The following is a 26,966-nucleotide window of genomic DNA, read 5'->3' on the forward strand; positions in this document are numbered from 1 at the left end:
TCCGGATCAGTGCTCGGCGAAGGCGTTTGCGAGCCTGCTGTTGTTGTCGCTGAACAGAAACTGGATCGCATTGCTGGCCTTGCCGACACCCCCGACGATGGCAAGCGACAGCACCGCAACGATCAGGCCATATTCAATGGCCGTGGCGCCTGTTTCGTCCTGCAAAAATCGGCGCAGCAATGGCTTCATGATCGTCGATCCCTCTCATCCCCGACCATATCGCCCACCTGTTAAGAAAGGTTAACGGCACAAGCTTAACAGGCTGTGAAATGGGCCTGCGTTGAGGAAGTTCTCAAGCTGGTGTCGACCTTGTTGGTCAGCAGTCGCCGCTCCGTTGGCCGTCGGCGCGGATGATGCAGACTGAGCTCGGTGAGGGCTGCAGCACGCTTCTGCGCAGCGTATAGGTGGCCCGCGAGCCGATCGAACCCGTGCTCATCGGGTCGAGACCGCCTGCAAGAGCATCGCGGCTGGATGATCGCGTCTGGTTGTCCAGCACGGGGACCGCGATCAGCGCCAGCGCCACTGCGGCCGAGCCGAACAACAGCGTGACGCGCAATAAGCCGACGCCGGCGGCGCGAAAGCTGCGATCTGGCCGGATCGAGTCCCATTCCCTGTCGAGGCTCATGCAATCGCTCCCCGCGAACCCGCTTTGCCGCAATTTTTCACGACGAGATAAATCTTCCATTAACGCTGGCTAGATCAGACCGCGAAATGGCTTTGTATCACAACAGGTCGATGAGGAACTGGATCAGCGGCGCGTCGGCCGGCGGCATGGGATAGTCGCGCATCTGCTTTGGCCGCACCCATTTCAACGCCTGCCCTTCCCTGGGCTGCGCGATGCCGCGGAAGCGGCGGCAGACGAACAGGGGCATCAGGAGATGGAAATCATCATAGGAATGGCTGGCGAAGGTGAGCGGCGCCAGGCAAGGAATGTCAGTCTCGATGCCGATTTCTTCCTGCAGTTCGCGGATCAGGCATTGTTCCGGCGTCTCGCCTGGCTCTACCTTGCCGCCGGGAAATTCCCACAGGCCGGCAAGCTGTTTGCCCTCGGGCCGCTGCGCCAGAAGCACCCGCCCATCGGTATCGACCAGCGCGCACGCGGCGACCAGCAGCAGGCGTTTGCCGGTGATCTCGCTCATGCGCCCGGCGGCCGGCGATAGTGGTAGCGATAGACTTCGTCGAAGCCCAGCGAGCGATAGAGCGCCAGCGCCGGCGCATTGCCGGCCTCGACCTGCAGCCAGGCTTCGCGAGCGCCACGCAGCCTCGCCCACTTCAGCGCCGACAGGATCAGGTTGCGGCCATGGCCCTGATTGCGCGCCGACTTGGCGGTGGCGATCTCGAACAGACCGGCAAGATCGCCGTCATGGACGCAGATCAGCACCGCCAGAGGGTCGGCCCCTTCCTCCAGCGCAAACAGCCCGACTTCGGGTTGGATAGCGCCGATGATTTCCGAAAGACCGGGCCGCAGCGATGCATCCGAGCCGCTGACCTTGAGCGACGCGCCGAGAAAGCGGCTGATATCCTTCAGCGGAATCTGGTCCATGGCCGGCGCCAGTTGCGCGTCCGCCAGCGGCAGCCGCATCACCAGGGATTCGTCGAATGTGCTCCAGCCCTCATTGTCGAGATGCTTGGCCAGGTCCGGCCCCGACAGCGGCGAGATGCGGAAGGTCAGCGGCCTGCCATAGGCGTCGAAGCGCCGGCTGGCGCGGCCGATGCGCTCGGCAATGTGCTGGGTGTCGCCGGGATCGAGCGGGTTGACCGAGTTCAGCCGCTTGGCCGGATGGCCGGCTGTCAGCCGCACCACCCAGGTGCCGTCATAATGCACGGCCGCCGCCGGCCAGGCGCGAAAACCCGCCGCCTCGTAGCGGCGCACGATGGCCAGCATGCTTGCCGGATGCCTGGAAGCCAACTCCATCAGCTCCGGTAATCGCCATTGATGGCGACATATTCCTTGGTGAGGTCGCAGGTCCACACCGTCGCCTTGCCGCGGCCGATACCGATATCGGCGCGGATGCGAATGTCGTCGCGCTTCATATAGGCCGAGGTCGCTTCCTCGGAGTAGCCCGGGTCGCGTTCGCCCTCATGCGCCAGACGGTTGTCGCCGAACCAGATCGACAGCCGGTCGCGATCGGCCGGCTCGCCGGCCTTGCCGACGGCCATGACGACGCGGCCCCAATTGGCGTCCTCGCCGGCAACCGCCGTCTTGACCAGCGGCGAATTGGCGATGGACAGCGCGATGCGCTTGGCCGAGCGCGCCGATTTGGCGCCGGTAACGGTGACTTCGACCTGCTTGCGGGCGCCCTCGCCGTCGCGCACCACCTGCAGCGCCAGCGATTTGAGCACCTTGCCCAGCGCCCGGCGGAACGCGCCGAGACGCGCATCCTTGGGATCGCTGATGGCGGGCGCGCCGCGCTTGGCAGCGGCTCCGGTGGCGAACAACAGCAGCGTGTCGCTGGTCGAGGTGTCGCTGTCGACGGTGACGGCGTTGAAGGTCTTGGCGGTGCCGCGCGACAACAAGTCCTGCAGCACGGGGGCGGCGATCGGCGCATCGGTGGCGATGAAGGACAGCATAGTCGCCATATCGGGCGCGATCATGCCGGCGCCCTTGGAGATTCCATTGATGATGACGTCGGTGTCGCCGAGCTTGACCGTCGCTGTCGCCACTTTCGGATAGGTGTCGGTTGTCATGATGGCCTTTGCCGCCTCGGTCCACAGATCCGGCTTGCCGTCCTTGACCAGTCCGGCCAGCAAATGGCTGAATTTGGTGGTGTCGAGCGGCTCGCCGATTACCCCGGTAGAAGCGAGGAACACTTCGCCTGGCGTGCAGCCTGCGGCCTTGGCCGCGGCCTCGCCGGTCAGTTGGGTGGAGGCGCGGCCCTTCTTGCCGGTGAACGCGTTGGCGTTGCCGGAATTGACCACCAGCACTCGCGCCTTGCCGGCGCCAAGGTTCTCGCGGCAGAAGTCGACCGGCGCCGAGGGGCATTTCGACTTCGTGAACACGCCGGCAACCGCTGTGCCGGCATCGAAGACCATGGCCAAGAGGTCGGCACGGTTCTTGTACTTGATCCCGGCCTCTGCGGTGGCGATGCGCACGCCCTCAATGGCAGGCATTTTGGGATATTTCTTCGGCGCGAGCGGCGAAATCGTTGCGGACATTGGGGACCTCGGGCGACGGAAAAACGCTAGGCGAAGGCCGGTTTGCCCGATAGCACGGCCCGGCGCAAGGGCGTTTTCTTGGCCGCCGCTGTCGGCAAGCCACCAGGGATTAAGCTTGCATTTCAAATCCGTTGGCGTCACCGGGGCCTCTGGCGTTATGATATCGGCCATGGACAGGCTGGTGATCTTGGCGGTGGCGTTTATGGGGCTTTTGCTCCTGAGCGCCGATGCGCAGCCGGAACGGCGCGTGGCGCTGGTCATCGGCAATGGCACCTATGCCGAAGCCGGCACGCTCACCAATCCGGTCAACGATGCCCTCGATATTGCCGGCAAGCTGCGCTCGATCGGCTTCGACGTCATCGAGGGCAACGATCTCGGCAAGCGCGAACTCGAGCGCAGGATCGGCGAATTTTCCGATGCGCTGGAAGGCGCCGGGGTCGGGCTGTTCTATTATGCCGGCCACGGCCTGCAGGTCGAAGGGCGCAACTACATCGTCCCGGTCGACGCCCGGCTCGACATGCCGGTCAAGCTGCAGCTCGAAGCCGTGCCGATCGACGAAGTCCTCGACATCATGGAGCAGCAGACCAAGGTCAGCCTGGTGTTCCTCGATGCCTGCCGCAACAATCCCTTTGCCCGCAGCCTGAGCCGCACCGCCACCACGCGCTCGGCAACGGCGCTTGCCGGTCTGGCCCAGTTCGATTCGACGCGTGGCTCCTTCATCGCCTTCTCGACGGCGCCAGGCGCTGTCGCCATGGACGGCACCGGGCGCAATTCGCCGTTCGCCGCCGCCCTGCTGCGACACATGGCCGAGCCCGGCCAGAGCATCAACGACATGATGATCGCGGTGCGCCGCGACGTGGTCTCCGAAACGCGCGAGGGACAGCGCCCATGGGAACAGGGTTCGCTGCTCGAACGGTTTGAGTTTGTGCCCGGCGGCGAAACGGTTGCACAGCCGAAGCCCGCCGTCCCCCCGGCGCCCGAAACAACGGTTGCGGCACTCGAACGGTCTGTAGGCGACGACAAGACCGCAATCGAGAAATTCCTGCGCGACGACTATCTTGCGCCCGATGCCGCGGCGATCGGCGAGACCGTCAAGCGGCTCTATGCGCCTTCCGCCACCATCTTCGGCACGCGCTATGACAGCGACGCCGTCGTCAAGCTCAAGACGGACTGGTTCGCGCAATTTGCATCCTGGTCGTTCAGTCTCGAGCCCGGCAGCCTCAATGTGACGCCGCAGGGCGAGAACCGCGCCGAAGCCGTGTTCGCGATGAGCTACGACTATATGTCGAAAGACAAATCGGCGGCGCGCATGACCGGCAAGGCACGAGTCGCGCTTGGGCTGGTGAAGAGCGACGGCCAGTGGCGGATCGACTCGGAAACCTCGCAAGTGATGAACTGAAAATCCCCGCGAAGGGCGAATGTGAGACCCGCTTCTACAAGCGCTGGAAACGGGCCGTTTCGTTTGCCTGCCAGCTCACCTATATTGTCGGCGAGATTGTTGGCCAGGATTGCCGGCGAGATTGTTGGCGAGGACAGACATGGGCGAGGATCCGGCGCGCAGATCGATCGGGGCGCGGCGCAACCCAGACAGCGCCGAGGCCATTCTCGAGGCCGCGGAGGCGGTGCTGGTCGAGGCCGGCTATGCCGGCTTCTCCATAGAGGCCGTGGCGCGGCGGGCGCGCGCCGGCAAACCCACGATCTATCGCTGGTGGCCGAGCAAGGCGGCCCTGCTGTTAGAGGTCTACAAGCGGCAAAAGCGTGTCGACGTCCCCGATACCGGCAGTCTCGAAGACGACCTCGTCGGTTTCCTGAGGAACCTCTTCGCGCATTGGCGCGACACATCCTCGGGCAGCGTATTCCGCTCGCTGATCGCCGAGGCCCAGTCGGACGAAGCGGCGGCCGCGGCCCTGACTGGCTATGCCGATGGGCGCGTGTCCCACACCGCTCGGATCATCGAGCGCGCCAAGGCGCGCGGCGAGGTTGCGGCCGATGTCGACGCAGCGCTGGTCGCCGACCTCATCGCTTCCTATGCCTGGAAACACCTTTTGACCAACCGGCTGGACGAAGATGAGGCGACAATCCGTGCCACTGTCCGCTATGTGATGTCAGGCATCTCCCGCAATTGAAAAGGGCGCCGAACGGCGCCCTTTGCATGTTTTTTCGGTGCCGGCCTTACTTGCCGGCTTCCATCGTGTCGACGGCCTTCTTCAGATTGGCGTCGGGGATTTCGACCTTGGCGGCGCCGCGCAGCTGCTTGACCAGTGCGAAATACTTGTCGCGGATCACCGCCTGCTTGGCCTGGTCCTTGACGTCGTCGAAGGCCGGTGGCTGTTTGGTGCGCTTGTCCTCGAGCTTGATGACATGCCAGCCGAATTGCGTTTGCACCGGCTCCTTGGTGTATTTGCCGATTTCGAGCGCAACTGCCGCCTTGTCGAATTCCGGCACCATCTGCCCCGGGCCGAACCAGCCGAGATCACCGCCATTGGTCTTGCCCGAGGGATCGCTGGTATGCTCGTTGGCGAGCTTCTGGAAGTCTGCACCGCCATCGAGCTGCTTGATGATCGCCTCGGCCTCTTCCTTCGTCTTCACGAGGATGTGACGGGCATGAATCTCATTGACCGGCGGCGTGCTGGCGATTTCCTGGTCGTAGCGGGCGCGCACCTCGGCATCGGTAACCTTGTCGACGACGCCCTTCTCGACCATCTCGCCATGCAGCGCGCGCTGCTGCAGGAACGCCATGCGGCGCTGGAATTCGGGATCCTTGTCGAGCCCGGTAGCGACCGCCTGGGCGGCCATGACGCGGATTTCGATGGCCGCCGAAAGGGCGGCGGCGCGGCGCTGCTCGGGTGGCAACTGCGAGAACTGCTGCGACAGCTCGCCCTCGGCAAGCCCAAGGTCCGCCTCGGTCAGCTTCTGGCCATTGACGGTAGCGATGACGGCGTTCGGATCGACGGGGGCTGCCGCCGGTGCTGCTGCGGCATCGGCCGGGGCGGGAGCGGCTTCCTGGGCCATCAGCGGAGACAGCGACAGGGCCGACAGGCCGAAAGCCAAGCCAAGGCTGGCGAGCGACGCACGGCGAAACAGTAAGGACATCAAGATTAACTCCAAGGGGGGATTGGTAGGGCTTGCAGATCAGCCGGATTGTGGCGGAATTTGGCGCTGCCCATAGGGCTAACGCGGCGTTGACATCAGTTGAGCCCCCTCTTATCTGTCCAACGACTTTGCGTCCAGAACCGTTTTCCGGGCGCTTTTTGTGTTTGTCCGCGTTTCACGCGGAATTGATGGGGCCGGCCGGCGCTCATCTCAAAATTGAGAATTCTATCGAAAGGACCATCGGATGGTCAGTCTCGGCGGTCTCGCCCGTAAGGTTTTCGGTTCCTCCAACGATCGTCGCGTAAAATCGACCCGGCCGCGTGTCGAGGCGATCAACGCCATGGAAAACGAGATGCGGGCGCTGTCCGACGCCGAGCTTCAGGCCCGCACGGAAAAATTCCGCCAGGATATCGCCAACGGCGCTACGCTTGATGACCTGCTGGTGCCGGCCTTCGCCACCGTCCGCGAGGCATCCCGCCGCGTGCTCGGCATGCGCCCCTTCGATGTGCAGCTGATCGGCGGCATGGTGCTGCACAATGGCGGCATCGCCGAAATGCGCACGGGCGAGGGCAAGACCCTGGTCGCCACCCTGCCCGTTTATCTCAACGCGCTTGCCGGCAAGGGCGTCCATGTCGTCACCGTCAACGACTATCTCGCCACCCGCGACTCCGAATGGATGGGCCGCGTCTACAAATTCCTCGGCCTTTCGGTCGGCGTCATCGTCCATGGCCTGTCCGACGAGGAACGCCGCGTCGCCTATGCGTCCGACGTTACCTATGCCACCAACAACGAGCTCGGCTTCGACTATCTGCGCGACAACATGAAGTATGAGCGCGCGCAGATGGTGCAGCGCGGCCACAATTACGCGATCGTCGACGAAGTCGATTCCATCCTGGTCGACGAGGCGCGCACGCCGCTGATCATTTCCGGTCCGCTCGAGGACCGTTCGGAAATGTACAACACCATCGACGCCTTCATGCTGCAGCTCGGCCCGGCCGACTACGAGATCGACGAGAAGCAGAAGACCTCGATCTTCACCGAGGAAGGCACCGAGAAGCTGGAAAACCTGCTGCGCGCGGCCGGCCTGCTCAAGGGCGAGTCGCTCTATGACGTCGAGAACGTCGCCATCGTCCACCACGTCAACAACGCGCTGAAGGCGCACCGGCTGTTCCAGAAGGACAAGGACTACATCGTCCGCAACGACGAGATCGTCATCATCGACGAATTCACCGGCCGCATGATGCCGGGACGCCGCTATTCGGAAGGCCTGCACCAGGCGCTCGAAGCCAAGGAGCATGTGGCGATCCAGCCGGAAAACCAGACGCTGGCCTCCGTCACCTTCCAGAACTATTTCCGCCTCTACAAGAAGCTGTCCGGCATGACCGGCACGGCGCTGACCGAGGCCGAGGAGTTCGGCAACATTTACGGCCTCGAAGTCACCGAGATCCCGACCAATCTGCCGGTCATCCGCAAGGACGAGGACGACGAGGTCTACCGGACGGTCGAGGAGAAGTACAAGGCGATCGTCAAGGAGATCAAGGAAGCGCGCGCCAAGGGCCAGCCGACGCTGGTCGGCACCACCTCCATTGAAAAATCCGAGCAACTGGCCGAGCGCCTGCGCAAGGAAGGGTTCAAGGATTTCGAAGTGCTGAACGCCCGCCATCACGAGCGCGAAGCGGCCATCGTCGCCCAGGCCGGCAAGCCCGGCGCCATCACCATCGCCACCAACATGGCGGGACGCGGCACCGACATCAAGCTCGGCGGCAACGCCGAGATGCGCATCGAGGACGAACTGGGCGACATGCCTGCTGGTCCCGAGCGCGAGGCGCGCGAAAAGGAAATCATTGCCGATGTCGAGCGCCTGAAGGAAAAGGCGCTGGCCGCCGGCGGCCTCTACGTGCTGGCCACCGAGCGCCATGAATCGCGCCGCATCGACAACCAGCTCCGCGGCCGCTCCGGCCGCCAGGGCGACCCCGGCCGTTCGAAATTCTTCCTGTCGCTGCAGGACGATCTGATGCGCATCTTCGGCTCCGAGCGCATGGACGGCATGCTGCAGAAGCTTGGCCTCAAGGAAGACGAGGCCATCATCCATCCGTGGATCAACAAGGCGCTGGAAAAGGCGCAGAAGAAGGTCGAAGCGCGCAACTTCGACATCCGCAAGAACCTGTTGAAATACGACGACGTCTCGAACGACCAGCGCAAGGTGGTGTTCGAGCAGCGCATCGAATTGATGGACGGCGAAGGCCTGTCCGAGACGATCGCCGAGATGCGCGAAGGCGTCATCGAGGAGATCGTCACCAAGAACATCCCCGAAAACGCCTATGCCGAGCAGTGGAACGTCGCCGGCCTCAAGGCCGAGGTCGCCGAATTCCTCAATCTCGACCTGCCGGTCGAGGACTGGGTCAAGGAAGAAGGCATTGCCGAGGACGACATCCGCGAGCGCCTGACCAAGGCCGCCGACGCCGCCGCCAAGGAGCGCGCCGAGCGCTTCGGCCCCGACGTGATGAGCTATGTCGAACGCTCGGTGGTGCTGCAGACGCTCGATCATCTGTGGCGCGAGCACATCGTCAACCTCGACCATCTGCGTTCGGTCGTCGGCTTCCGCGGCTACGCCCAGCGCGACCCGCTGCAGGAATACAAGAGCGAGGCGTTCGAGCTGTTCCAGGCGCTGCTCGGCAATCTGCGCCAGGCCGTCACCGCGCAATTGATGCGCGTCGAACTGGTCCGCCAGGCCGCCGAAGCGCCGCCGCCCGAAGCGCCTGAAATGTTCGGCAGCCACATTGACGGCACCACGGGCGAGGACGATTTCGAGGGTGGCGAGACCGCACTTCTGGTCCGCCAGGAGAGCAACGCCATCGTCGCTCCAGAAGACCGCGATCCGAACAACCAGGCGAGCTGGGGCAAGATCGGCCGCAACGAAGCCTGCCCCTGCGGCTCCGGCAAGAAATACAAGCACTGCCACGGCGCGTTTGCTTGATCATTAGGTCGGCGGGACAGCACCCCCCTCTGGCCTGCCGGCCATCTCCCCCTCAAGGGCATAGGCGCTAAGATAGGTATTGCCCTGCGGAATCGGGTGTGATTCTACACTGCGATGACACACGAATCGCTTGTTGATGACGGCTGGGCCGAGACGATTGAGCTTCTGGGCGGCGAAGAGTTGATCGCAGCAAGTGCCCGCGAGACGAAGGCGTTCCTGCGCCCGCGCGGCGTCAGGTCGGCGAGCGACCTGTTGCGCCTGACACTGGCTTACTGCCTTGGCAAGGTTGGCATGCGAGGCGTCGTGGCCTGGGCGGCGGCGAGCGGGATTGCCGACATTTCGGACGTGGCGTTGCTTGGCCGGCTGCGCAATGCAGGACCATGGCTGCAGCAGTTGATTGGGCACCTTTTGAAGCGCGAGGATGCAGGTTTGGCCAAAGGCCGACTGGTTCGCATCCTCGATGCGACAGCGGTTGCCAAGGCCGGTGCGTATGAGAAGAAGAACAATGGTCTTTGGCGCATGCACTGCGCCTTCGAGCTTGAGCGCGAGCAGTTCGACTTCATCGAGATCACCGATCAGAGCGAGGCCGAGTTGATCGACCGCGTGCCGGTGGTGCCGGGCGAGATCCGCATCGGTGACCGCGCCTATCTGCAGGCCGAGCGGATCGCAAAGGTGATGGCGCAAGGCGGCGATGTTGTTGTGCGCGCGTCGTGGAAAAACGCGCGATGGCTCGACGCCAACGGCAGGGCGTTCGATCTCATCGGCTACCTGGAGAGCTGCCGGGAGGAAGTCTGCGAAACGCCTGCCCGGCTGGCACTCAAGAAGGGCGAGCCTGTGAATATGCGCCTGATCGCCTTGCGCAAATCCGAGACCGCGGCACAAGAAGCGCGGCGCAAAATCAACAAGGAAGCCAGGGCCAAGGGCAACAAGGTTCAACCGCAGACGCTGATTGCGGCCGGCTTCGTCCTGCTTGTGACCTCGCTTGACCGGGAGGAGTTTCCCGCCGATACGGTCCTCAAGCTCTACCGCATGCGCTGGCGCATCGAGCTCGCCTTCAAGCGCCTGAAGAGCCTGATCGGGCTGCGCTCTCCTCCCGCCAAAGACCCAAGGATCGCAAGGCCTTGGATCCTTGCACACTTCCTCATCGCGCTTGTGACCGAACCCCTCTCGCAGGAGTTGGGTGTCTCTCCCCCTTGAGCGACGGGCGCCCGCTGCTGTGGCGCGCAACCCGCCAGATCGTCGCCTCTCTGATCGCGACCATCTTTACTCAACCTTCCTTGGCGGCCCTGCGCCAAAATCTCCATGCCTTGCGATATCGCTGGCGCGAACCACCACGAAACGCAAGTTTCAGTCCATGCCAAAGCTATCTTAGCGCCTATGCCCTCAAGGGGGGAGATCAGCAGTTGCGGCGCCTCGCTTCTCTTCAACGCCGACAATTGGCGAAAGCCTAGATGACGGCCAATCTCCCCCCTTGAGGGGGAGATGTCCGGCAGGACAGAGGGGGGTGTGACGGATCGCCAACCCTGGCGTTCGTCAAAACCTCACAACAACCCCGAATCGCGCGCGGTCGCTGTCGCCTCGCCGCGCGACACCGCATCCAGCTTGCCCAGCACCGCCGAGACATGATGATCGACCGTCTTTGGCGAAATCGTCAATTGCTCGGCGATCCGCTTGTTTGACAGGCCGCGTTCGATCAGCTGCAGCACCTGCATCTGGCGCAAGGTGAGGCCGGCGAGGTTGGCGCGCGTCGAGCGGCGCGGGCCGCGGGCGATGCCGCCAACGCCGTTCTTGCGCATGATATCGCGCAGGCGCTGGGCTGCCGGCCTTGCCCCCAGGCCGTCGAAAATATCCAATGCCAGCCGCTGCCCCTCGTCGTCGCCGAGGATGAGCGCCAGTCCGCGCTCGTATGGCGCATTCAATTCGGCCCAGAGTGCCGAAGCCGAACGCCAGTCGCCGGTCAGAAGCAGCCGGTATGGTGTCGCCATATCGGCAGTGTCGACAGCCGGCGTGTCCGGAGCCAGCAATGTCCGCCACAGAGCCAGCTCACCGACATGGGCACGCGAGCGCACCGGCGTTTCGGCGCGGGTGATCAGCGCCAGCGCCTCTTGCCTGTCAGGCAGCCCCAACCACGCCTGCTCCGCCATGAGGGCCGCGTAGGAGCTCAGCATCTGCAGGTCGCCGCCGCTTCCGACCAGGCGCGCCACTTCGGCAAACAGCGGCTCGGCCGAGGGATCGCCGCGCCTCAGGCGCAGTTTCGCCAGGGCCAGCAGCGCCGGAAACCGGCCCACGGTGGTTGTCCGCTCATTGTCGATGACATCGCTTGCCGTCGCGGCGGCCTCATCCCATTGGCCCTGACGCAGCTGCACATCGGCCAGCATGCCCCTGAGATAGTCGCGCCAGGTGCCGAGGTCGTTTTCGGTGCAATAGTGGATGCCGCTCTCGAGCACCGGACGCGCTGCGTCGTAGCTCATCTGCGTGATCTCGAAACAGGCGCGGTTGGTGAACGCGCGCGCGGCATGTTCCTGGAAATTGCCCTGGAGCGCAATCTCAAGGCTTTGGTCGAGGCGCAGGCGTCCGGCATCCGGATTGAGCCACTGCTCGACGCAGCCGACATTGTTGAGGGCATGCGAGGCGATGTCGGGACGGTTCATGCGCGCAGCCAGCGCCGCTGCCTTCTCGCCATAGAACAGCGTGTCCTCCACCCTCTCCGAAAGCATCGCCAGATGCGAAAGGTTCGAATAGGCCATGGCGAGTTCGGGACCGGCGGGAGCCGCTTCCAGCATCGCCACCGCCTCGGCGCCGAAGGCGGCGGCCGCCTCGCGGTCATCGGCCATTTCGCTCAGCCGGGAGAGCCATCTCAGGCTGTCGCCCTCCTTCAGCCTGTTGCCGTCTGCCTGATGCAACCGGCGCGCCTCGCCCTGCGCTGCAAGCGCGTCGTCGATCTTGCCGATGAGATGGCACTCGAACGCATGGCTTTCGTAAAGTGCAGCGCGCTCAATCACCGGCAGGCTGTCGGCCTGCTGCAAGGCGATCTCGTAATAGCCGGCGGCATCGCGATGGGCGCCGACGCGCGACGCCTCGCGCGCGGCGATTGGCGCAAGTTCGCGCACCGCCGCCAGATTGTGCGCCTCGACCGCATGATGCACCAGGCGGCCTGTGGAGACGTCGCCATTTTCGAGCAGTGCCGCCAGCGCACGCTGGTTGAACTGCCGCCTGTGCGACGTCGTCAGCATCATTTCGATGGCGCGTCGCGCGATGTCGTGGCGGAAGGCGTAGCCGTCGCCCAGATCGTCGAGCAGGCCGTTGGCAACACACTCGGCCAGCTGGCCGGCGCTGGCGACGCCGCACAGGCCCTGCAGGGCCCAGGCGTCGGCCCGGCGCGGGAACACCGACACCGCGTCGAGCATGGCCCGGGCGCCAACCGACAGCCGCTCGGCCCGCGCCAGCACGGCGTCGCGCACGCTTGCCGGCAGCGCCATTTCGTTTTCGGCGCACAACAATTCGGTGACGAAGAAGGCATTGCCTGCGGTCGCCCGGTAGATGGCGTCGCCATCGCGTCCGGCCGCATCGGCGAGCGACAGCACGGCCGCCTGGCTGAGCAGCGGCACGTCGATGCGCGCCACGCTGCCGGCCGGGATTTCGCCCAGGGCGCGGCGCACCCGCATCTGTCCCTCGCTGCGGTCGGTGCGCGCCGTCAGCAACAGCAGGATGTGGGTGTTGGCGATACGCCGGCCAAGGAAGCGCACGAAATCGAGCGTCGCATCGTCGGCCCAGTGCAGGTCTTCGATCACCAGCAGGCTCGGTCCCTTGGCCGCAAAGGCGTCGAGCGCATCGGAAAACAGCGGCAGTCTCTGCCCATGCCGGGCGTCGATTGCGCGCGGCAGCGCCCATTGCGCCTCACGGGCCAGATCGTAAAGCGGCCCCAGCGGATCGGGGATCGACAGGTCCTCGCAAGCGCTGCGCAACGTCGCCGCGCTCTCTCCGACACGGGCCGCGAATGCCTCGACAAGCGCCGTCTTGCCGGCGCCGGCCTCCCCGGCCAGCACGGCGATGCGGCCATGGCCGCGTATTGCATCGCCAAGCAGTGTCTCCAGCTGCTGCAGCTGCATCTGCCGTTCCAGAAGCATCATTGTCATCGTCTCACAGGATCGGAGTTTTCCCACCATGGCGGGCCGCTCACGATTAGCCCGTGAAGAAAGCGCCGCAATGTGACTTTGCACACATTGCCGTGCCTCTTTCCACAAAGAACGACGCCAATATAGGGAATCGTCCCGCCAAATATGGGGAATCGTTCCGATGCGCGGCCCGGGCCGGCGTGGTCAACGTCCAGCAGCGCTCCGATCGAGCGTGAACCAATGGAAAAGGAAACCTTCCATGCCTCGCTACCTGATTGAACGCACATTTCCGGACGGCCTCAACATACCGATGACCGATATCGGCGCCAGCGCGGTGGGCGGCGTCGTCATGCGCAATGCCGAAAAGGGCGTCACCTGGATCCAGTCCTTCGTCACGCCCGACAAGAAGCACAGCTTCTGCATCTACGACGCGCCGACGCCCGAAGCTATCCGCAGCACCGCTCAGAAAAACTCGCTGCCGGTCGACAAGATTACGGAGGTGCGGGTTCTTGACCCTTACTTTTACCTCTGATCCTGCGTTCGGTCGCCACGATGATGAGCATCAAACTGTCCTTCGCGGCCATGGCGAACTGCCTGATGGCCTGCCGCTCGGTGGAATCGGGCCTGTCCTGGGAAAGACCGGCCGGCCAACCTCCGTGCTCGGCCGTCTATGGCGGTTCGCGTCGAAGCTGCCTGCGTATCTGTCTGAAAGGCGGCGCTTGCCCCCGGAAGGCGACTATCTGAGGCGCGACATCGGGCTATCGGAGCGGGACGTCCCGCAGGAATATTGGCAATATTACTTTTGGGATCGTTGATTTTTTTTTAGCGCGGCGGTCAAAGCTCGGCAACCGAAGCGGCATATCCATCGCACAGCCGGCAGGGACAAAACTGTCCCCAATCCTTAAACCACGCCACCGGCGTTTCGGCATCGGCCGCCGTCGCCTTAAGCGTCAACAAACGGACGGAAGACCATGACCATAACTCTTTGGACGACACGCTTCGCGGCTTTCGCCGCCATCTCGATCGCGGCGGGTGCGGCCGCCCAGGCGCACGACGCCAATCCGCTGGCCGAAAAGGTGCGCGCCGCCAACAGCCGCTTCGAAAATGTGGCAGCCGCCACCGCCGAAGGCTATGCCCCCATCCCTTGCGCCAGCGGCATCACCGGCGGCGCCATGGGCATCCACTATGTCAACGGCGCCTATCTCAAGGACGATGCCGTCGATGTCGCCAAGCCCGAAGCGGTGATGTACGAGCCGACGGCCGACGGCAGCCTGAAGCTGATAGCGGTCGAATACATCACCTCGAAAGGCCCGGCCTCGCTCGAAGGCCAGCTGTTCAACTTCAACAGCGCCCCCAACCGCTACGGCCTCGGCCCGTTCTACGAATTGCATGTCTGGGCCTGGAAACAGAACCCGACCGGCGCCTTCGCCGACATGAACCCGAACGTGTCCTGCGATGCAATGAAGGGGATGTAACGCTCCGACAACCTCTGGCACCGGACACCCGGTGCCTGGCCATCCCCCTTGGCGGGGGAGGGGCGAGCGAAACGCCGACCGGCTCCCCAGTCTTCCCCGGCGTTCGCTCGCCCTTTTGTTTTGCCTCCGATGTCGCCAAGCCCGAGATGTCCGAGCCGACCGCCAGCGGTACGCGTTTCCATCTTCCTTGTGGCGTTGTGACCGCAACTATGCTATGGTTATGGCTATGGTGCTGATTGGCGCCGACAACCCGCCGCCGAGGCGGGTTTTTCATTTTCCTGGGTGATTCACTGCTGTTTGCTAACGACGCCACCCCGGCCCAGGGCTGGCGTATCCTTTTCTACGCCGCCTTCAGCCGCACCATTTCGGCCTCGTCCGCTCCACCCGATAGGAACACGCCATCAACACGCTGGTGGCGAAACGCGCGGAAATATCCGGCGCAATCCGGTTCAACGGTGCGACCCTGGCTGACCAGCTACAGTACATAGACGCGGTGCTGCTGATCCTTGGCTACGAGGGCGACCCGGCGCAGATCACGCCATTTCGACGCCAGCCCAGCAAGGCCAACAAGGAAACGGCCCAGCGCATTGTAACGATGAAAGGCTGAGAACCGTCGCTTTTCGAGCGGGTCAGGCAGTGCGTCAATACCGCGAAAGTGCGGCGAAGACGGAAGGCAAACGGCCTGTAACGAGGCCGCTAGGTGGTGCGCTTCTACTATGAGGGTGACAGGGCCACCGGCAGCACTTCGAAGACCATTAATTGTAGTGGGTTCATTTCACTTCGGTATATTGTGGAAACGTCACGAAACACTTACACTCCGAATCTGTGGGGTATAAGGGGGCTCTCGGCTGGGAAAACCAGCGAGAGAAGGGTCGGGATGATGGTCTGCCAGAGGGTCACAGCGGAGCTGGTTCAATGAACCCGCACGATCTGGACCACACAATTCTGCATCACATTAACGGTAAGGCCGCCGAGCTTGAGGAGCACCTCAAGTCCGACGTTGTTGCATTTTACGGGCAAATTCAGCCGGCGTACTTCCGTGTCTTCCGGAATTTTATTGAAGAGGTAGCAAAAACCTCAAAACGCAAAGAGAAGACGCTCTCTATTGTTCTGCGAACTCCCGGCGGGTCAGCCCAAACGGTTGAGAGAATGGTTTCTGTGGTCCGGAAACATTATAAGTTGGTGAACTTTATTGTTCCAGACCTTGCGATGTCAGCAGGGACAATCTTCTGTATGTCTGGTGACAAGATATATATGGATTATTCTTCGTCGCTTGGGCCAATTGATCCACAAGTCATGCTTCCGGACGGGAGCGGGTTTGTAGCTGCTTTGGGCTATCTTGATAAGGTCGAAGAGATAGTAAGTAAGAAACAATTGTCGCCGGCGGACGTTGTGTTCCTTCGAGGCCTTGACTTGGCCAAATTGGCACTGTTTGAACAGGCTAGGGATTTGTCGATCGACCTGCTCAAGACATGGCTAGTTAAGTATAAATTCAAAGACTGGAAGACTCATCGGACTACTAATGCCGGCGCCAAAGTGACGAGAGCTGAGAAAATCGAACGGGCTGAAGCGATAGCCAAGCAGCTTGCTAATCACAAGAAATGGCATTCGCATGGCCGAGCGTTGGATGTTGATAAGCTAAAACTTCTACGACTTGAAATCGATGATTATTCCGACGATGCCGACCTTGCGCCTGCGATACGCGGATACAATGATCTTTTGACTGCATATACAGATCAGCAGAAATTCCCTTTCTACTTGCATAGTCATCTAACGGAGGCTCCATGATGTCTGAAAAGCTGACCGAAAAAGTGAAAAAAGTGCAAGGTGACCTTAACAAAGAGAAAGTTCGGCGCGCGGTTACTCTTAGCAAGGAGGTGCTAGACGCACTAGCGCTTGCTGACCAGTTCTCATCCATCCAGCCCGAGGTCTATGTCCTCCCACTCGATGCGATGGGAGGTTTTTGCGTTGCCAACGCCAAGACAGAGTTGGTTTTGGAGGCTGCGGTCTAGGCGGTCGAGCGCTGCCAGTATCCAGCCCACACGCGGTTTACGGAGTGATTGAGCGCGCCACCAAGTAGGGCATGCGCATTGTTGCCATTCGACCGGCGAGGGCCATCTTCAACCCAAGCGGCATGATTGTCGTACTGGTAAAGGTAGCGGCGCGAAACGTGGTGGTGCTGACCGGCGACCATCCGGCTGAAATAGCTCGACCATGTTGGTATGCTGCCGTGGCCCTCGAGCTCTCCGAGTGGTTGATGCGAGTCGCGAGCCCGCGCCGCCCCTCGTCTGCCTGCCGGCACCTTCTCCCCGTATGGTGACGGGGAGAAGGGAGCTCACCCGCCCACCCTTTCTTAATGTGTCTCCGCTACATCGAAACCTTGGAAACAGGCGGAAAACGGAGAGACATCGGGGTGCGCTTTTCCGCGGCGACGACGGCCGGGCGGTTCTTGCCGCAGCGCTTGGCGCTGCGCATGGGGCCGCTGCTTGGCCGCATCGATGCGGTGCTGTTCACCGCCGACGAGCGCGGCGAAGCCGGGCGCATGTCGCTGATCGCCTTTGCCATCCGCATCGTCAGCGCCGTTATCGCCTTCATCAGCCAGGTGCTGATGGCGCGCTGGATGGGCTCGTTCGAATACGGCATCTTCGTCCTCGTCTGGGTGACGATGGTCATCGTCGGCAACCTCGCCTGCCTGGGCTTCCACACCTCGGTCATCCGCTTCATCCCCGAATACCGCGAACGCAACATGCTGGCCGAGCTGCGCGGCATCGTGGTCGCCAGCCGCGTGTTCGTGCTGATTGCCTCGACCGCGATCGCCGGACTTGGCGCGCTGGGCGTCTGGCTGTGCGCGAACTGGATCGAGAGCTACTATGTGATGCCCTTCATCCTCGGCCTGTTCTGCCTGCCGATGATCGCCATGGGCGACCTGCTGCAAGGCCAGTCACGCGCCAATTCCTGGGCGTTGTTTGCATTGTCGCCGACCTATCTGGTGCGGCCGGTGCTGATCCTGGCGCTGATGGCGCTGATGCTGGCGCTGGGCTATGCGCCCGACGCCAGGACCGCGATCTTCGCTTCGATCGCCGCCACCTACGCCACCACGCTCGGCCAGCTCATCGGCGTGACCACACGCATGGGCAGGAATATCCCGGCCGGGCCGATGAAGGTGCATTTCGCCGAGTGGTTCATCGTCTCGCTGCCGATCTTCCTGGTCGAGAGCTTCTTCTTCCTGCTCACCAACGCCGATGTGCTGATGGTCGGCGCCTATCTTCAGCCCAACGACGTCGCCGTCTATTTCGCCACCGTCAAGACGCTGGCGCTGGTGCATTTCGTCTATTTCTCCGTCAAGGCCGGCGTTGCCCAGCGCTATGCGCAGTTCACCCATGGCGAACCGGAAAAGCTCGCCGCCTTCGCCCGCGAGACCGTGTCATGGACGTTCTGGCCGTCGCTGCTGATGGCGCTGCTGGTGCTGGCGCTCGGCGAACCGATGCTGGTTCTGTTCGGCCCGGAATTCACCGCCGGCTATCCGCTGTTGTTCCTGCTGGTGTTCGGCGTCGTGGCGCGCGCCGCCGTCGGCCCGTGCGAAAGCCTTCTGACGATGAGCGGCAACCAGAACATCTGCGCCGCCGTCTATGCCATGACGCTGGCCTTCAACATCGGTCTCAACGTGGTGCTGATCCCGTTCTTCGGCCTGTGGGGGGCGGCGATCGCCACCAGCCTCGCCATGGTCTTCGAGGCCAGCGCCCTGTCCTTCACCGTCTGGCGCAAGCTCGGCATCGTCATGCTGATCTTCGTGCCCGCTGCCGAGGGAGCCGCCTGATGGCCGCCATCCCGCTGATCGAGGAAACCAGCGGCGGTCCGGCCGGCGCCATGGTGTCCGGCCTTGCCGGCCTGGCGCGCGACGCCGATCCGGCGCATCTCGAGATCCTCGCCAACAACCGGCCGCTGCGCAAGCTGGCGATCTATCCGGCTTCGGCCGGCTTCGAACTGGTCGAGGAACTCGACTTTCTCTGCACCCGCACGATCGAGCCCAACGTCTTCTTCAACCCGCGCTTTCTGGCGCCGGCCATGCCCCGGCTGGAAGATCGCGAGGTCAAGCTGGCGGTGATCCGCGACGGCGACGAATACCGCAACCGGCTGCGCCTGCTGGTGCCGTTCTCGGTCGAAAGGCCGGCCGTGCCGCTCGGCGTTCCGGTGATGCGCACCTGGTCGAGCCCGTTCGGCCCGATCGGCACACCGCTGGTCGACCACGACGACCCGATCGGCGTCGTCGAGGATTTCTTCGGCATGCTGTCTCGGCCGCATCTCAAGCTGCCGAAGGTCTTCGTGCTGCCCGACATGCGCCTCGACGGCCCATTGGCCAGCGTGCTGGCCACCGTTGCCGAGACGCGCGGCCTGACAATGGTCACCACCGGCAAGGCGGACCGGCCGGTGCTCGAAAGCACCCTCGACGGCGAAGCCTATTTGAAAGCATCGCTGCGCGCGCACCACTACCGCGAATTCCGCCGCCTGAAACGGCGCCTGGGGGATCTCGGCAGGCTGGAGCATGTCGTGGCGCGGGGACCGGACGAAATCCGCCACGCCATCGAAAGTTTCCTGACGCTGGAGGCGGCCGGCTGGAAGGGCCGCGAGCGCACCGCCATGGCCATCGACCGCTACCGCGCCGCCTTTGCCCGCGAAGCCGTGCACCGGCTGGCCGAGCACGACATGTGCCGCATCCATTCGCTGACGCTGGACGGCCGCACGATCGCCTGCCTGGTCGTCTTCGTCGAGGCCGGCGTCGCCTACACCTGGAAGACCGCCTATGACGAGACGCTGGCGACCTATTCGCCGGGCACGCTGCTGATGATCGAGGTGACCAGGCAGCATCTCGACGACCCCAACATCATGATGACGGATTCCTGCGCCGTGCCCGACCACCCGGTGATGAGCCGGCTGTGGAGCGAGCGCAAGCCGATGGGCTCGCTGGTGATCGGACTGACGCCGGATGCCGACCGCCTCGCCCGCCAGGCCGCCTCGCAGCTGCATCTCTACCGCGAGACCCGCAACATGGCCCGTCTGCTGCGCAACCGCGTGAAGAGTTTGCTGGGACGGCGATAGCCACTGGATCAACGGCAAGACACCAGCTATGGCTCCGGCGGCAATTTCGGCCGGCCTTCACGACAAGCCATCCTGATGATCAGAACCTTTTTGCGTCACGCCGGTCCCCGTGCGGCCTTTTTGCTGCTTGCGCTGCTGCCTGTCCGCGCCTGGGCCGATAGCTGTCCCGAGGATTGCAGCGAGCCCGCGCCGTCCATCAACATCTACAGCCACACCGCCGCCAGCCATCTCAGCCCGGCCACGCTGGGTGCACTGCCGCGCGTCTATGTGCCGAACCGCTCCTCCAACAGCGTCACGGTGATCGACACCATGACACTCAAGGAAGTCGACAGGTTCCCGGTCGGCAGCAAACCGCAGCACGTCGTGCCGTCCTGGGACCTGAAGACGCTCTGGGTCGCCAACAATGGCACCGGCAAGAACGGCAGCCTGACGCCGATCGACCCGATGACCGGCAAGCCCGGCCCGCAGATCGCCGTGGACGATCCCTACAATTTGTATTTCATGCCGGGCGCGGCCATCGTCGTCGACGAAGCCCTGGAGCGGCTCGATTTCCGCGATCCTCACACCATGGCGCTAATGTCGAGCCTGCCGACGCCCACTTGCCCCGGCATCAACCACGCCGAATTCTCGGTCGACGGGGCCTACGCGATCTTCACCTGCGAATACGGCAATGGCGGATTGGCGAAGATCGACCTGAAGAACCAGAAGGTGCTTGGCCATCTCGACTTCTCGAAAATGGGCATGCCGCAGGACATCCGCCTCTCGCCCGACGGCAAGGTTTTTTACGTCGCCGACATGATGAATGACGGCGTGTTCCTCGTCGATGGCGACAGTTTCAAGGAAATCGGCTTCATCCCGACCGGCATCGGCGCCCATGGCTTCGTCGTCAGCCGCGACGGCAAGCGGCTCTATGTCTCGAACCGGGGCTCGCACAAGATGGAGCAGGGCAAGGCAAAGGGACCGGGCAGCGTGACGGTGATCGACTTCGCTACCCGCGCGGTCGTCACGCAATGGCCGATCCCCGGCGGCGGCAGCCCCGACATGGGCAACGTCAGCGCCGACGGCAAACAACTATGGCTGTCCGGCCGCTTCGACAGTGCCGCCTACATGATCGACACGACAACAGGCGCCGTGACCAAGTTTCGGGTTGGCTCTGAGCCGCACGGCCTGACGGTGTGGCCGCAACCGGGACGGTATTCCCAAGGCCATACGGGAAATATGCGCTAAGTCCGCGTTCGAGGCGCGCTCGAACGCAAGGGGTCGCAAAGGGCGACCGCTCGTCGGCCCGGAACGAGCAGGGGCTTTCCTTGGACACCGCGAAGCTGTAGCTCCACACACTGGTTTCGGATACCGCCAGAAGATGAACCTCCGCCGCATCGTCCTCATCGTCGCGCTTCTCAATCTTGCCTATTTCGGGATCGAGTTCGCTGTGGCGCTCGCCATTGGATCAGTGTCCCTGTTCGCCGACAGCATCGACTTTCTTGAAGATGCTTCCGTGAACCTCCTCATCCTGCTCGCACTTGGCTGGTCTGTGCGCTCCCGTGCGCGGGTGGGGATGGCATTGGCGCTCATCCTTCTCATGCCGGGTCTGGCAACGCTCTGGACGGCTTGGGAAAAGTTCAACGTGCCGGTGCCGCCGCAGCCTATCGCCTTGACCTTGGCGGGACTTGGCGCTCTCGCCGTCAACCTGTCCTGTGCCTACATGCTGGCCGCGCACCGGCATCGTGGCGGCAGCCTCACAAAGGCGGCCTTCCTGTCGGCCCGCAACGACGCCTTGGCCAACATCGCCATTATTGCCGCAGGGTTGGTCACGGCCTTGCTCTGGCATTCCGCGTGGCCCGATTTGGCGGTGGGATTGGGGATCGCGGTCATGAACGCCGACGCGGCCCGCGAAGTGTGGGAAGCTGCCCGTGAAGAACACCGTGCGGCGGCCTGAGAGCACGTAGAGCTGGGCTACCGGCCGCCGCTGATTGGCGCTATCGCTGTCATTCGCAGCAGCCGCGGTTGGCTCTGTGTTCAAGGCACTGTTCGAACCCGGAGGGTTCGCAAGGGCGACCGCCCGTCGGCCGGTCAGGCCGCCCCATCGGAGCCCATGAGCGAAGCGAACTAGCATGAGATCAAAAATGGTGCCCCTAGCCGGGACGGCGGGGGATTTCTAACTAGCACTTTCAACCGCGCTTTAGCCTTGAAATACAAATAGTTGCGAGAGGCTTTCCGCCGAAGCACCGATGGCTCGGTGTACCTCTTGGTAGCCTCTTGGTGTACCTCCCGTCAAGACTTGGCCCGACGCGACGAGCCGCATTCGCGCCGCATACGGGGCGTTTAGTTCCCCCCTCAAAGCGGAGCTTCGCTGGCGCCTAGCGGCCTGCCCGGCGGATGGCCAACCTAAAGTCATACGGCTGTCAGCCGGGTGTTCCTGACTGCCGCACACCTGCCCCAATCAACATTGCTATGAGCGTCACCGTGGCGGAAATGCTCACCATGGCCGTCAAGGCACACATACTCCAGCTCCATTCGAGCCATGAGGTTATGACAGGGTTCCACGGCTCTCGCAGATAGTGAAGAAGGCCCCCGCAGCCCATCAGGGATAGCACCACGACGAAAGTCGCAATGCCGGAGATGATACCAATAAAGCGGATGCCACGGTGGACCCATATCGCCACGATCCCGAAACTCAAAAGGACGCCGAGAAATAGTGCCGTGCTATAAAGTCCGGGCTCCGCGCCGGGAGGCGCGAACCAGCTTCTACGGAATATCTGTTGCCAGCTCTCTAAGCCGGTTACGAGCACTGACGGAAACACATACGCGTACGGCAATAGCCTTGTCATTGGCGTCGGTCTGCCGGTGCGAATAGCGGTATGGAGAAGCTGCTCAACACATTGTCGTCCTTGTCTACGAATTCATAGAACGCGGGTTGGACTGACCACTGTGTTGAGCCCAAGATTGAAAACTGAAACCCTCCGGATTTGGCGAGGGAAACGTGGTCCTTTGACACTTGATCTCGAAATGCGGCGGACAGTGCGTCTGCTCCTGCCGAAAACTTGGGGCGCACGCGAATTTGTTCGGCGTCCGCCTTTGAACCAGCAACGACAGGATTGGCGGTATATCCGAAGTAGCTTGTGTACCCATTTCCGTCCGGGTTCGGTTTGACACCATATGATATGTCAACGGCTAGCATCGAATTGGTCGGGTCGGCGAAATCGGACGGAACGTACAAACGGGTAGCGTCGGTCACACCGTCTGGGGGCAGTTCGATCGTGTCGGTCGGCGGCGCCTCGATCCCTGCTTCTTGGCGACAGCTAGCTTCGTTGGACATTCCGCTCTTTTGCTCGTCACTTGCATCGCCCAAGAATTGTGAAACGACCTTGTCCTTGAGGTTGCCGTATTTGATACATCCCAACACGGGGCGGTCAGCAGGGTCGGCAGAATATCGAATTTGGTTCACTACATCGCCGGGAGGCACCCAACGATCTGCCAGTAGAGGGATGAACCAGCTAATGCGAAGCCAGCCGTCTTGGCTATTGTTTACGACGCAGACTGAATACCTGACTATCTTGCCGTGCTTGTCGACCGAGGAATTTGTCGAGAAGTCGTAAGCCTCCTTCTTGAAATCTTGCGGGGTCTTCCCACGGCAGCGTTCATCCGCAAGAGCGGAGGTTGCCACTGCCGTGGCGCCGAGCACAAAGCAACAAAGGACAGTCAAACTTCTCATTGATCCCCCTTTGAACGAAATACCAGCCGACGGAACGTTAGTACAGTCCGGCGAAGTTGGGGCAAAACAAGAAAGTTTCCGCGCAGAACCCATCGTCGAGAGTGGTTGCCGACTTGCTTCGGCATGCTTGAGCCTGCCTGCCATGTAGGACTTGCACCAAGAGCGAACCGCCGACGATGCCGTGTCGTTCGATGGTTCGGGTCGCGATGGTTATTCCAGACCCTTGGCTCGTGCGTAAGGTGAATGGCCGTAGGGCGTGTTGGCTAGGTAGCATGTAAACTCGTGCTCTAGCCGGACCACAGCTAAGTCCTTGCCATGCTCATGGCCGCGCGGACCCTCGTCGTTGCGCCACCGATTGTCGTTGGTCGAGATCGACCAGCGCCAAGCGCCCTCTCGCTGCCCCCTCGACTTGTCGCGCTGGATGCGGCCAACGCTATCGGAGCCGAGGAAGCTGGCGGAGACACTGCTTGTTGCCGGGTTAAGGGTCCAGTCGAGCCAGAAACGCGCTGCTAGACCGCGCACATACTGCGCCGCATGGACTATGGTAGCGCAAATGGCGATGGGCTGTCCGTCGTAATCGAGGACTTCATAGCCTTCACCGCCGGCATCGCGAACTCTCAATCGTTCGGCTGTCATGACCTTCTCCAATTCCTTCTTGAGGCCGCAAACGCCCGTGATGCGGGCGGCGAGCCGGATTGTTGAGTAAGGAGTTATGTCGGGCAGCCTTGCTGCTTCTTACTTCTCTTCGACGTAAGGGCTCACCCGTCGTCGGTTATGACGCGGCTTATCCAAAAAAGTGCCAAGGCCGCTTCTCTCAAGGCACAATGCAAAGGGTGACGTAACGCCTTCAAGCAGTCAAGAGACTGTCACGCTCTCAATCTTCCTCGCGAAAGTCCTTCAGCGACGCATGGCGAAGCTTCTCCTCGCCCTTGAGGAACTTGACCCGCCCTACCAATCCCGGCTTGAGCCATTCGGCCTTCTCTTTGGCGAGCCCATTCGGCGGCGGTGCGCCGGCCTTCCCTTGCACGGTCCCATAGGGCCTGCCGCTTGTCGGCTTTGAATGTCACGAAGGCACCGCCCATGTAGTTGACGTTTGCCACCCATGAGCCCATCGCCGGTTTTCCGGTCTCCTGCTTTACGCCGATAATGTCCATTTCCTTCTCGGCGTAGCACTTGGCGGTATCGAATACGTAGGGGCGGAAGGTAGGTGGGATGGTCTGGATCAAAGCCGATCAAGGCTTCAGACCTATCAGAACCCGCACAATGGGTGTAAAAGTGAGATTAGCTAGCGTCCAACCGTGGGGATAGTTTGATGCGATTTGTATTAAGCTTGTGTTCTTTGGCCCTAATGATAGTCCCATCAATCGCTGCCGATCTTCAAAGATCTGGGGGGATTGGTAGCCCACCCAAGCCGCGGAAATTTAATCTCTCGGCTGTTGAAGTCACCTTCCCGCTGACAGAACGGTCGAACCCTCCAGGGTTTACCGGATCCGGCAGGCCCCCTCCAGGAACCACACTTATTAAAGAATACAATTCTAATTCGCCATTGCTCGACCAAATCGTAAATAACAGAGATATATTGCGTTATGAATTATATAAGAAATTATATATGAAGAGCGCCAGGCGTTATCGAAATTGGCAATTTTCAGCTACTCGTACATACGACAGCTCCGGGAATGATACGAGCAAAGTGTTTTTTTCATACACTCAGACTGCTTTTTGGTGGACGCAGGATGGTGGCAAGGGACTGCTCGTTACGTTTAAGAACAATGGCCAAGCTATTTATTCAGTCGAGCTTGGATACATAGGTAGTGGCGTGGGACCCTGTTGGAAGACGATCCCAAAAGTAATTCCACCATTTTACATTGACAACGCGGTGTTCGGGTTGACTACCGAAATCACAGTGCAGGCGCGTGCCGATGGCATGGACCCTTGCGGAGAAAAGGTGCCACCGGCGCCGTGAGTTCGAGGCTATCGCCTTCACGGCCTTTTCTGACGACGTACAACCTTACGGGTCCCACAATGGAAGATAAGTGGGGGGGGTGGAGGTATAGAGAGTGGGGGGAAGGACACTTCTCCCCCCTACATCGGGACACCTAAGAGTGAGACTTCATAGCTACGTCTATCCGAGCCCCAGCTACACGAAATGCCTCCTCCATCATTATCTCCTTGGCATGGGAGATGCGAGTGGCTGGTATCAGGACCGCATCGTGCAGGGGCAGGGCGGCATCGCCCCGATCCAGCGTCCTCTCCAGAACTCCGCAGAGGATTTCACTCTCCGCGTACATCAGCTCATAGCCTATCCCTCGGTTGAGAACCGGGGCCAGCCGAGGATGCTTCTTCAATAACGCCTGCTTGAAACGACCCACCGTCCAACCTTGCGGCAATCCATGCTCTATGTCTGGGTGCCACTTGCGCATCGTGGTGGCCTTGAAGAGGAAAGCATTGAAGGCGCTCTTCACAGCCTTCTTTTCCTCGTACGTGAACTCTTCCATCCCGGGCAATTCGTACGGGCTTCCCTCGGGTGGAGAAGCGCCGATCCTCGCATAAGCAAGCCGAGGGAACATTTGGCGATAGTCGAGTTCCCCGATCCGCTCTCCGCCAATCCTAATGTGCCTCCGCTCTGTCCTCCTCATTTGTTGCCAGAAGCCCCCGAAGAGACGGCCGCTGTATCTAAGCTCTGGCGTCTTCGCACCTCGGGGCAACGTGAACCGCCTAACCAGCTTCCGGTCGTGGATGTCGGTTGGCTGGTTCCCGACATAGGCCACGTCGGCGACCGCAAGCCGCTCGTTGAACCTCCGCACCTGTGCCTGCTTCGATGCGGCCTCGTCCGTGTTGGGGACAACCACGGGCTCGCGTCGGCCCCACTGGTCCTTCTGTGTCAGGACGAGCGCCGGAAGGTCCGTCTTTCTCACGAAGTCCAGGCCGCCGATACCCCTCGAATTTACCTCGCCGGTAAACGCGGCCGTAGGAGCGATTGTAGTGGCGTACCCGGCCTCCTGCGGCTTTATCACTGCCGCCACCCCGACAGCTTCGAGTGTCCCAAGGAGGGCCGAGAGGGCCTTGCCGAAGCCGTCAACCCCTCTGCCCGCCGACGCCCGCCTACGGTGGCCCAGCGGCAGAGTAATGCGGCCCTGCTCGGGCGGGAACAGGGCGTAATGAGCTAGATTGGCGACGATTGTCATTACAGCACTATTGAACGCTTTTGCGTCTCCCGGCCTCCTCTGCCGCTTGCGAGAGCCGCTGCGTTTTTCATGGGCTAGAACGAGTGCCGCAACGTCATCCGCAAGTTCCTGAAGTAGGCCTCGCGTGCCCAGCTCAAAGCGGAACATTTGGTCTCT

General features: G+C 62.1%; 25 protein-coding genes and 1 pseudogene. 14 read left to right on the forward strand and 12 right to left on the reverse strand.

Annotation, left to right across the window (positions count from 1 at the left end; all coding sequences use genetic code 11):
• Positions 1-6 precede the first annotated feature (6 nt).
• The 5 genes from ACYG97_RS19465 to argJ all read right to left on the reverse strand — a co-directional run bounded on the left by ACYG97_RS19465 (position 7) and on the right by argJ (position 3,156).
• Positions 7-189: a Flp family type IVb pilin gene (locus tag ACYG97_RS19465; protein WP_023672984.1), complete on the reverse strand. Its 183-nt coding sequence runs from the start codon at positions 187-189 to the stop codon at positions 7-9.
• 127 nt (positions 190-316) lie between these two features.
• Positions 317-625, reverse strand: coding sequence for a hypothetical protein (locus tag ACYG97_RS19470; protein WP_023694000.1), 309 nt, complete (start codon positions 623-625; stop codon positions 317-319).
• A gap of 97 nt (positions 626-722) precedes the next feature.
• Complete coding sequence (mutT, locus tag ACYG97_RS19475; RefSeq protein WP_023685791.1) at positions 723-1,139, reverse strand: 8-oxo-dGTP diphosphatase MutT; 417 nt, start codon at positions 1,137-1,139, stop codon at positions 723-725.
• Positions 1,136-1,885, reverse strand: a complete 750-nt coding sequence (locus tag ACYG97_RS19480) for a GNAT family N-acetyltransferase (protein ID WP_023713717.1) — start codon at positions 1,883-1,885, stop codon at positions 1,136-1,138. The genes mutT and ACYG97_RS19480 overlap by 4 nt, the downstream gene beginning before the upstream one ends.
• Before the next feature lie 29 nt (positions 1,886-1,914).
• Positions 1,915-3,156 carry a bifunctional glutamate N-acetyltransferase/amino-acid acetyltransferase ArgJ gene (gene argJ / locus ACYG97_RS19485; RefSeq protein WP_023733658.1) on the reverse strand — a complete coding sequence of 414 codons (1,242 nt, stop codon included), beginning with the start codon at positions 3,154-3,156 and terminating at the stop codon, positions 1,915-1,917.
• 169 nt (positions 3,157-3,325) lie between these two features.
• On the opposite strand from argJ, the gene ACYG97_RS19490 reads away from it, so the two are divergent.
• The gene (locus tag ACYG97_RS19490) at positions 3,326-4,555 is read left to right on the forward strand and encodes a caspase family protein (protein ID WP_023733659.1); all 1,230 of its coding nucleotides are present in this window, start codon (positions 3,326-3,328) and stop codon (positions 4,553-4,555) included.
• 139 nt (positions 4,556-4,694) lie between these two features.
• Complete coding sequence (locus ACYG97_RS19495; protein WP_023704295.1) at positions 4,695-5,282, forward strand: TetR/AcrR family transcriptional regulator; 588 nt, start codon at positions 4,695-4,697, stop codon at positions 5,280-5,282.
• A 46-nt stretch (positions 5,283-5,328) separates the two neighbouring features.
• On the opposite strand, the gene ACYG97_RS19500 is transcribed toward ACYG97_RS19495, so the two are convergent.
• Entirely contained in the window at positions 5,329-6,249 is a 921-nt protein-coding gene (locus tag ACYG97_RS19500) for a peptidylprolyl isomerase (RefSeq protein WP_023686683.1), read from the reverse strand.
• A gap of 244 nt (positions 6,250-6,493) precedes the next feature.
• Between ACYG97_RS19500 and secA the strand changes: the two genes are divergently transcribed.
• Both secA and ACYG97_RS19510 read left to right on the forward strand, forming a co-directional pair.
• The gene (gene secA / locus ACYG97_RS19505) at positions 6,494-9,226 is read left to right on the forward strand and encodes a preprotein translocase subunit SecA (protein ID WP_023733660.1); all 2,733 of its coding nucleotides are present in this window, start codon (positions 6,494-6,496) and stop codon (positions 9,224-9,226) included.
• Between the two features lie 114 nt (positions 9,227-9,340).
• Complete coding sequence (locus ACYG97_RS19510; protein ID WP_460221604.1) at positions 9,341-10,423, forward strand: transposase; 1,083 nt, start codon at positions 9,341-9,343, stop codon at positions 10,421-10,423.
• Positions 10,424-10,767: 344 nt separating this feature from the next.
• Here ACYG97_RS19510 and ACYG97_RS19515 read toward each other — a convergent pair whose 3' ends face one another.
• A complete protein-coding gene (locus ACYG97_RS19515; RefSeq protein ID WP_031262462.1) occupies positions 10,768-13,356 on the reverse strand; it encodes a helix-turn-helix transcriptional regulator in 2,589 nt (862 codons plus the stop codon).
• 244 nt (positions 13,357-13,600) lie between these two features.
• Here ACYG97_RS19515 and ACYG97_RS19520 point away from each other — a divergent pair, with 244 nt between their 5' ends.
• The 6 genes from ACYG97_RS19520 to ACYG97_RS19545 all read left to right on the forward strand — a co-directional run bounded on the left by ACYG97_RS19520 (position 13,601) and on the right by ACYG97_RS19545 (position 16,828).
• Complete coding sequence (locus ACYG97_RS19520) at positions 13,601-13,873, forward strand: DUF4242 domain-containing protein (protein WP_023673765.1); 273 nt, start codon at positions 13,601-13,603, stop codon at positions 13,871-13,873.
• Positions 13,851-14,156 carry a hypothetical protein gene (locus tag ACYG97_RS19525; RefSeq protein WP_084023795.1) on the forward strand — a complete coding sequence of 102 codons (306 nt, stop codon included), beginning with the start codon at positions 13,851-13,853 and terminating at the stop codon, positions 14,154-14,156. The genes ACYG97_RS19520 and ACYG97_RS19525 overlap by 23 nt, the downstream gene beginning before the upstream one ends.
• 156 nt (positions 14,157-14,312) lie before the next feature.
• A complete protein-coding gene (locus tag ACYG97_RS19530) occupies positions 14,313-14,816 on the forward strand; it encodes a hypothetical protein (protein ID WP_023694007.1) in 504 nt (167 codons plus the stop codon).
• A gap of 412 nt (positions 14,817-15,228) precedes the next feature.
• Entirely contained in the window at positions 15,229-15,423 is a 195-nt protein-coding gene (locus tag ACYG97_RS19535) for a hypothetical protein (protein ID WP_023734574.1), read from the forward strand.
• 308 nt (positions 15,424-15,731) lie between these two features.
• Positions 15,732-16,604 carry an SDH family Clp fold serine proteinase gene (locus ACYG97_RS19540; protein WP_023734575.1) on the forward strand — a complete coding sequence of 291 codons (873 nt, stop codon included), beginning with the start codon at positions 15,732-15,734 and terminating at the stop codon, positions 16,602-16,604.
• Positions 16,601-16,828 (forward strand): hypothetical protein, encoded by a 228-nt coding sequence (locus ACYG97_RS19545; protein ID WP_023734576.1) that lies wholly within the window; start codon positions 16,601-16,603, stop codon positions 16,826-16,828. Before ACYG97_RS19540 ends, ACYG97_RS19545 begins: the two co-directional genes overlap by 4 nt.
• Here the strand turns inward: ACYG97_RS19545 and ACYG97_RS19550 are convergent.
• Positions 16,825-17,044 (reverse strand): annotated as a pseudogene (locus ACYG97_RS19550) (IS1595 family transposase); the annotation flags it as partial. The gene ACYG97_RS19545 and the pseudogene ACYG97_RS19550 overlap by 4 nt on opposite strands.
• A 185-nt stretch (positions 17,045-17,229) precedes the next feature.
• Between ACYG97_RS19550 and ACYG97_RS19555 the strand changes: the two are divergent.
• From ACYG97_RS19555 to ACYG97_RS19570, 4 genes are all read left to right on the forward strand, one after another.
• Positions 17,230-18,633 (forward strand): lipopolysaccharide biosynthesis protein, encoded by a 1,404-nt coding sequence (locus ACYG97_RS19555; RefSeq protein ID WP_023734577.1) that lies wholly within the window; start codon positions 17,230-17,232, stop codon positions 18,631-18,633.
• The gene (locus tag ACYG97_RS19560; protein ID WP_023734578.1) at positions 18,633-19,913 is read left to right on the forward strand and encodes a GNAT family N-acetyltransferase; all 1,281 of its coding nucleotides are present in this window, start codon (positions 18,633-18,635) and stop codon (positions 19,911-19,913) included. Before ACYG97_RS19555 ends, ACYG97_RS19560 begins: the two co-directional genes overlap by 1 nt.
• 75 nt (positions 19,914-19,988) lie before the next feature.
• Positions 19,989-21,140: a YncE family protein gene (locus tag ACYG97_RS19565; RefSeq protein ID WP_023734579.1), complete on the forward strand. Its 1,152-nt coding sequence runs from the start codon at positions 19,989-19,991 to the stop codon at positions 21,138-21,140.
• Positions 21,141-21,273: 133 nt separating this feature from the next.
• Positions 21,274-21,849, forward strand: a complete 576-nt coding sequence (locus tag ACYG97_RS19570; protein WP_023673757.1) for a cation transporter — start codon at positions 21,274-21,276, stop codon at positions 21,847-21,849.
• A gap of 888 nt (positions 21,850-22,737) precedes the next feature.
• On the opposite strand, the gene ACYG97_RS19575 is transcribed toward ACYG97_RS19570, so the two are convergent.
• The 4 genes from ACYG97_RS19575 to ACYG97_RS19590 all read right to left on the reverse strand — a co-directional run bounded on the left by ACYG97_RS19575 (position 22,738) and on the right by ACYG97_RS19590 (position 26,957).
• Positions 22,738-23,625 (reverse strand): hypothetical protein, encoded by an 888-nt coding sequence (locus ACYG97_RS19575; protein ID WP_023734581.1) that lies wholly within the window; start codon positions 23,623-23,625, stop codon positions 22,738-22,740.
• Positions 23,626-23,835: 210 nt separating this feature from the next.
• On the reverse strand, positions 23,836-24,261 hold the full coding sequence (locus ACYG97_RS19580; RefSeq protein ID WP_156937235.1) for a hypothetical protein: 426 nt from the start codon (positions 24,259-24,261) through the stop codon (positions 23,836-23,838).
• 238 nt (positions 24,262-24,499) lie between these two features.
• The gene (locus ACYG97_RS19585) at positions 24,500-24,652 is read right to left on the reverse strand and encodes a hypothetical protein (protein WP_023734583.1); all 153 of its coding nucleotides are present in this window, start codon (positions 24,650-24,652) and stop codon (positions 24,500-24,502) included.
• Between the two features lie 1,069 nt (positions 24,653-25,721).
• Complete coding sequence (locus ACYG97_RS19590; protein ID WP_023734584.1) at positions 25,722-26,957, reverse strand: hypothetical protein; 1,236 nt, start codon at positions 26,955-26,957, stop codon at positions 25,722-25,724.
• Positions 26,958-26,966: the final 9 nt, after the last annotated feature.

It is taken from the genome of Mesorhizobium sp. W067 (assembly GCF_054719525.1).

Bases quoted from the DNA above. Each gene is read 5' to 3' on its own strand.
- ACYG97_RS19465 (WP_023672984.1), bottom strand. From the start codon at position 189: ATGAAGCCATTGCTGCGCCGATTTTTGCAGGACGAAACAGGCGCCACG.
- ACYG97_RS19470 (WP_023694000.1), bottom strand. From the start codon at position 625: ATGAGCCTCGACAGGGAATGGGACTCGATCCGGCCAGATCGCAGCTTT.
- mutT (WP_023685791.1), bottom strand. From the start codon at position 1,139: ATGAGCGAGATCACCGGCAAACGCCTGCTGCTGGTCGCCGCGTGCGCG.
- ACYG97_RS19480 (WP_023713717.1), bottom strand. From the start codon at position 1,885: ATGCTGGCCATCGTGCGCCGCTACGAGGCGGCGGGTTTTCGCGCCTGG.
- argJ (WP_023733658.1), bottom strand. From the start codon at position 3,156: ATGTCCGCAACGATTTCGCCGCTCGCGCCGAAGAAATATCCCAAAATG.
- ACYG97_RS19490 (WP_023733659.1), top strand. From the start codon at position 3,326: ATGGACAGGCTGGTGATCTTGGCGGTGGCGTTTATGGGGCTTTTGCTC.
- ACYG97_RS19495 (WP_023704295.1), top strand. From the start codon at position 4,695: ATGGGCGAGGATCCGGCGCGCAGATCGATCGGGGCGCGGCGCAACCCA.
- ACYG97_RS19500 (WP_023686683.1), bottom strand. From the start codon at position 6,249: ATGTCCTTACTGTTTCGCCGTGCGTCGCTCGCCAGCCTTGGCTTGGCT.
- secA (WP_023733660.1), top strand. From the start codon at position 6,494: ATGGTCAGTCTCGGCGGTCTCGCCCGTAAGGTTTTCGGTTCCTCCAAC.
- ACYG97_RS19510 (WP_460221604.1), top strand. From the start codon at position 9,341: ATGACACACGAATCGCTTGTTGATGACGGCTGGGCCGAGACGATTGAG.
- ACYG97_RS19515 (WP_031262462.1), bottom strand. From the start codon at position 13,356: ATGATGCTTCTGGAACGGCAGATGCAGCTGCAGCAGCTGGAGACACTG.
- ACYG97_RS19520 (WP_023673765.1), top strand. From the start codon at position 13,601: ATGCCTCGCTACCTGATTGAACGCACATTTCCGGACGGCCTCAACATA.
- ACYG97_RS19530 (WP_023694007.1), top strand. From the start codon at position 14,313: ATGACCATAACTCTTTGGACGACACGCTTCGCGGCTTTCGCCGCCATC.
- ACYG97_RS19540 (WP_023734575.1), top strand. From the start codon at position 15,732: ATGAACCCGCACGATCTGGACCACACAATTCTGCATCACATTAACGGT.
- ACYG97_RS19545 (WP_023734576.1), top strand. From the start codon at position 16,601: ATGATGTCTGAAAAGCTGACCGAAAAAGTGAAAAAAGTGCAAGGTGAC.
- ACYG97_RS19560 (WP_023734578.1), top strand. From the start codon at position 18,633: ATGGCCGCCATCCCGCTGATCGAGGAAACCAGCGGCGGTCCGGCCGGC.
- ACYG97_RS19565 (WP_023734579.1), top strand. From the start codon at position 19,989: ATGATCAGAACCTTTTTGCGTCACGCCGGTCCCCGTGCGGCCTTTTTG.
- ACYG97_RS19570 (WP_023673757.1), top strand. From the start codon at position 21,274: ATGAACCTCCGCCGCATCGTCCTCATCGTCGCGCTTCTCAATCTTGCC.
- ACYG97_RS19575 (WP_023734581.1), bottom strand. From the start codon at position 23,625: ATGAGAAGTTTGACTGTCCTTTGTTGCTTTGTGCTCGGCGCCACGGCA.
- ACYG97_RS19580 (WP_156937235.1), bottom strand. From the start codon at position 24,261: ATGACAGCCGAACGATTGAGAGTTCGCGATGCCGGCGGTGAAGGCTAT.
- ACYG97_RS19590 (WP_023734584.1), bottom strand. From the start codon at position 26,957: ATGTTCCGCTTTGAGCTGGGCACGCGAGGCCTACTTCAGGAACTTGCG.